General features: G+C 72.3%; 4 protein-coding genes and 1 pseudogene. 1 reads left to right on the top strand and 4 read right to left on the bottom strand.

From position 1 onward, the window contains the following. From AC5P09_RS47855 to AC5P09_RS47840, 4 genes and pseudogenes are all read right to left on the bottom strand, one after another. A partial coding sequence (locus AC5P09_RS47855) for an MFS transporter (protein ID WP_493879963.1) occupies positions 1-988 on the bottom strand: 988 nt, incomplete at its 3' end. A gap of 468 nt (positions 989-1,456) precedes the next feature. Further along, on the bottom strand, positions 1,457-1,627 hold the full coding sequence (locus AC5P09_RS47850; protein ID WP_266436362.1) for a hypothetical protein: 171 nt from the start codon (positions 1,625-1,627) through the stop codon (positions 1,457-1,459). Between the two features lie 685 nt (positions 1,628-2,312). Continuing rightward, on the bottom strand, positions 2,313-2,885 hold the full coding sequence (locus AC5P09_RS47845) for a tellurite resistance TerB family protein (protein WP_493879962.1): 573 nt from the start codon (positions 2,883-2,885) through the stop codon (positions 2,313-2,315). A 243-nt stretch (positions 2,886-3,128) separates the two neighbouring features. After that, positions 3,129-3,221, bottom strand: a pseudogene (locus AC5P09_RS47840) (transposase); the annotation flags it as partial. A gap of 260 nt (positions 3,222-3,481) precedes the next feature. On the opposite strand from AC5P09_RS47840, the gene AC5P09_RS47835 reads away from it, so the two are divergent. Then, positions 3,482-4,273, top strand: a complete 792-nt coding sequence (locus AC5P09_RS47835; RefSeq protein ID WP_493879961.1) for an Fpg/Nei family DNA glycosylase — start codon at positions 3,482-3,484, stop codon at positions 4,271-4,273. Positions 4,274-4,569: the final 296 nt, after the last annotated feature.

Below are 4,569 nucleotides of genomic sequence, written 5' to 3'. Positions count from 1 at the left end.
TGGCCATCATCACCAGGCCCTGCGGGGCGAGGACCAGGCCGACGGTGAGCATGGACTTGCCGAGGCCGTAGCCGGTGGCCTCGGGCAGCTGGAGCAGCTGCGGCAGCACCAGGGACATCGCGAACATCGAGAAGCCGAGCGCGACCGAGGCGAGGTTGGTGAAGAGCACCTGCGGGCGGGCGGTGGTGCGCAGGTCGACCAGCGGCTGCTTCGCCTTCAGCTCCCACCGGCCCCAGGCCAGCAGGATGACGACCGAACCGATGCCGAGCCCCAGGGTGGTGGCGCTGGTCCAGCCCCAGTCGCCGCCCTTGGAGACGGCCAGCAGCAGGGAGACCAGTCCGGCGGACAGGCCGATCGAGCCGACGAGGTCGAAGCGGCCGCCGGTGCGGACCTTCGACTCCGGTACGACCATCAGCACCAGCAGGAAGGCGAGGGCGCCGAGTGCGGCGGAGACCCAGAACAGGAGGTGCCAGTCCCACTTGTCGGCGATGAACGCGGCGGCGGGCAGACCGAGGGCGCCGCCGACGCCGAGGGAGGCGCTCATCAGGGCGGTGGAGCCGGCCAGGCGGTCGGCGGGCAGCGCGTCCCGCATGATGCTGATGCCGAGCGGGACGACGGCGGCGGCCAGGCCCTGCAGACCCCGGCCGATGATCATCGGGACGAGGGAGTCGGCCAGCGCACAGACCACCGAGCCGGACACCAGCAGCACGATGCTGACCAGCAGCATCCGGCGCTTGCCGAACATGTCGCCGAGGCGGCCGACCACCGGGGTGGCCACGGACGCGGCCAGCAGGGTCGCGGTCACCGCCCAGGCGGTGTTCGACGCCGAGGCGTCCAGGAGCTTCGGCAGCTCGGGGACGATCGGGATGACCAGGGTCTGCATCAACGAGACGACGATGCCGGCCAGAGCCAGCACCGCGACGACGGCGTTCGCTCTCGGCGGGGCGGATGCCCCCGTTGCGGCGGGTCGGGCAAGGGCGTCGGACATGGCAGAGGCCTCCATCGGGATCCATCGGGACGAGGTCGGTGTCAAGGGGTGCTTGGACTGCGCAAGCAGTGCGAGGTGCGAGGTGCGAGGTGCGGAGTGCGGGGGTGCGGGGATCCGGGCGTACGGGTGGGGGCGTACGCCCGGACGCGGTGTCGTGGGTGGGGGTGCCACCGGACCCGGTGCCGGCTGGGGGAGTGTTCCGGCGACCGGGCCCGGTGACCGCGCCGTCCCCGTCCCCACGGGGCGGCGCGGCGGGGCCGTCTCCGCTCGAGGCGGCCCCGGTCATGGGCGCCCTGGCCGGGAGGGCCGAGGGCGGCAGGTCTGTCGTGTCGGGCGTTCGTCGGGCGTTCGTCGGGCGGGTGTCGTACGCCCGTCAGGTGGTGCGGTGTCCCCAGCCGAGCCAGGCGGCGGCGAGGGCGGTCACCCCTGCCGCGGTCGCGGCGAGGAAGAGGCAGGTCAGGGCGGTGTTCACGGTCGCAGGCCGCCCTTCGTCAGGTCGGTCGACAGGGGATGGGCCAGTGCCTGCCAGAGAGGCATGACGAGTCCGGCGGTGCCCGGCGACCGGGTCGGGCCGGACGTGGCGGCTGCCGGTCGGCCGATTCGGTCTGTTCCGGCCGCCGCGGTGGTGGTGTGCGGCATGGGGGCACGCTCCTGCGCGGGGAAGAGGGATGCGACCGGGTTCTCGGCCGGTCACTTCGTTGCTTGACTTAGGCAAGCACAATTGAGTTACTTAAGTCAAGCAACCTTTGTGATATGAGGCGTCCGGGCGTGAAAAAACCCGGTCATGGAGTCTCGGGGACTCCGCGACCGGGTGTCGTCGCGCCGGGTCTGAGGCGAGGACCGTCTCAGGCGGGAACGCTCTCGTCCAACCTGCTGGTGTGCCGCCCCGACCTCTCCCGCACCGTGGCCGACGCGCCCACCCGCCTCCTGGTCCTGCACGCCACCGCGCTCGTCCCCGACAACGCCGTCGGCACCCAGTTCCTCCACGCCGGCAGCCTGATCGGCACGGGCAGCATCCGCTGCATCCCGGGGCGGCCGCGGCGTACCGCTCACTGCACGGCTGAGCGGGGGCGCCGCGCACCCTGTGACCGCGCCGGTCCGCGCCGCGAAGTCACCGGCCCTCGACGTCTGCGCACCCCGGTTGGCCACGGACGGGGAGTCGTTGAAACCGGGCTGGCTTGTACAGGGGCGCCGCCCCAGCACCCCGGCAGCTGACCCTGCCACCCGGGCCGGCGCCCTGAACCACGAACCGGCCCCGCATCCGGGGTACGGATGCGGGGCCGGTCGCGGTCTGCCGCTGCTGTTGCCGTTTCGGGGTCGTGGCTCAGAGGCCGAACTCCTGGGGGGACACGCCCAGTACCGAGCAGGCCTCGCGGAGGATCTGTTCCTCGGCCGGCGCGACGTATCCGTCCGCGCCCGCGACGACGAAGCCGGTCTGTACGACTGCCCTGGCCTCCGTCGGCTTCTTCGCGGCCTTGGCGATCTCCTGCATGGCCGCGGCCTTGCCCTGCTGGAAGTTGAGCGCCAGCTGGTCGACGTGCTTGTTGAAGCGCTGCCGCAGCTGTTCGGACGGGAAGTTCTGCAGGACGTCGTTGTTCAGGATCAGCGACTCCACATGTTGCCGCTCGGCCGGGTCGACATGCCCGTCGGCGGCGGCGACCAGGGCGCACATGGCCATGCTGGCGTCCCGGTAGGCGCCGCTCTTCAGCTCCGTCTTGAGGGAGGTGAGCTGTGTCTTCAGGGTGCTGACCAGCTGAGCCCGCGAACCCCCGGCCGAACCCGAACCCGAACCCGAACCCGAACCCGGGCGCCCGTGTCCGGCGCCGGCGCTCCGTGTCCCCTGCGCCTGCTGCTGCAGACCCTTGGCCTGGTCCTTGATCCGATCCCACATCGCCATGCGTGCCACCTCGGCTTCAGCCCACGTCGTTCCGGTCGCGCGCGTGCGTTCCGCGCTTCTTGTGCCAACTCCCGTCGGCTCCCTGAAGTTCCATGGCAGGTCGCACTCACCTCAACGGTCGACGGCGGTCGCCTGGGAGGAATCGCATCGTGTGGTGGCGACGCGGAGCGTCGCAGTATCCCGGGGTTCGGGCGCGGAGCGCCCGTAGGGCTGTGTCCGGCGGAGCCGGAGAGTGCTCTCGCCTCAGTCGGGGCGTTTCTGGTTCTCGATGTACTCCTTGATCACGGAGAGAGGGGCTCCGCCGACGGAGGCGGCGAAGTAGGAGGGGACCAGAAGTGGTCGCCCCACAGGAAACGGTGGATGTGATCGGGGAACTCCTGGCGCAGGCGGCGGGCGGAGACGCCTTTCGTGCCCATCACCTCGGATGCGGATGGCGGCCCCGTCCGGAGCTGCACCGCGGCCGGCCAGGAGCCACCATGGCCTTGGGGGAGAACCCTGGGGGAGAGCTCTGGGGAAGAGCTCTGGGGAAGAGCTCTGGGGAAGAGCTCTGGGGAAGAGCTCTGGGGAAGAGCTCTGGGGAAGAGAGGACGCACCCCATGCCTGAGCTGCCGGACGTCGAGGGATTCCGCGAGGTGCTCGAGAGCTGCGCGAAGGGCCGGGTCATCCAACGTGTCGACGTGCGCGACGCGGGCGTCCTGCACGACGTGAGCGCGCGGCGGCTGCGCGACGCGCTGGAGGGCCGGCGCTTCGGCAGCCCGGAGCGGCACGGGAAGTGGCTGCTCGCCCGCACCGACGACAGCCCCACCCTCATGCTGCACTTCGGCATGACCGGCGCGCTGCTCTGCGACCGTCCCGACGACGAGCCCGAACCCCACGACCGCGTCCTGTTCACCCTGGACGGCGGCCGCCGGCTCCGGTACCGCGACCAGCGCAAGCTCCGAGGCCTTTGGCTGGCCGACGACGACTCCGACGTCGCACGGCTGCTGGAGGGGCAGGGGCCCGACGCGATGGCGGTGGACCGCGAGGACTTCGAGGCCGCGCTCGCTGCCCGCCGCGGCCGCGTCAAGACCGTCCTCACCGACCAGTCCGTCCTGGCCGGGCTCGGCAATCTGCTCGCCGACGAGATCCTGTGGCGCGCCGGGCTGAGCCCCACCGGCCGCGCGAACGACCTCACCGAGCCCGAACGCCGCCGCCTCTACACCCACATGCGCCGCACCCTGCGCTCCGCGGTCACCGCGGGCCGCGTCCCGCCCCGCGACTCCTGGCTCACCGGCCACCGCGACGACCCCGACCCCACCTGCCCCCGCTGCGGCACCCACCTACGCCGCTCCCGCCTGGCAAGCCGCACGACGGTGTGGTGCCCGCACTGCCAGCCGGACGGTTCCTGAGCCCGTGGTCACACGCGGGGCCGGGCCGCGACCGACTGCCGCCCCGCGACTCCGGACCAAGCGGCCGCGAGGCCCTTGACCGGACCTGCCCCGCGCTGTGGCACGCCCTGCGCCGCTCCCGCCTGACGAGCCGCGCCACGGTGGTGCCCGTACTGCCGGCCGGACGGCTCTTGAGCACCCGGGCAGCACGTGGGGTCGGGTCGTGGCCGACGTGCCCGACCGGCAACTCGTGGCTCACCGGTCACTGGGACGACCTCGACCCGACTTGCCCGCTGCGGCACCCCTGTGCCGCTCCC

The organism is Streptomyces sp. a15, assembly GCF_059026085.1.
The sequence above is the reverse complement of the archived record's forward strand: the minus strand, read 5'-3'. Positions and strand labels throughout refer to the sequence as shown.

Coding starts and splice junctions, on each gene's coding strand:
- AC5P09_RS47835 (WP_493879961.1), top strand. CDS start 3,482: ATGCCTGAGCTGCCGGACGTCGAGGGATTCCGCGAGGTGCTCGAGAGC.
- AC5P09_RS47850 (WP_266436362.1), bottom strand. CDS start 1,627: ATGCCGCACACCACCACCGCGGCGGCCGGAACAGACCGAATCGGCCGA.
- AC5P09_RS47845 (WP_493879962.1), bottom strand. CDS start 2,885: ATGGCGATGTGGGATCGGATCAAGGACCAGGCCAAGGGTCTGCAGCAG.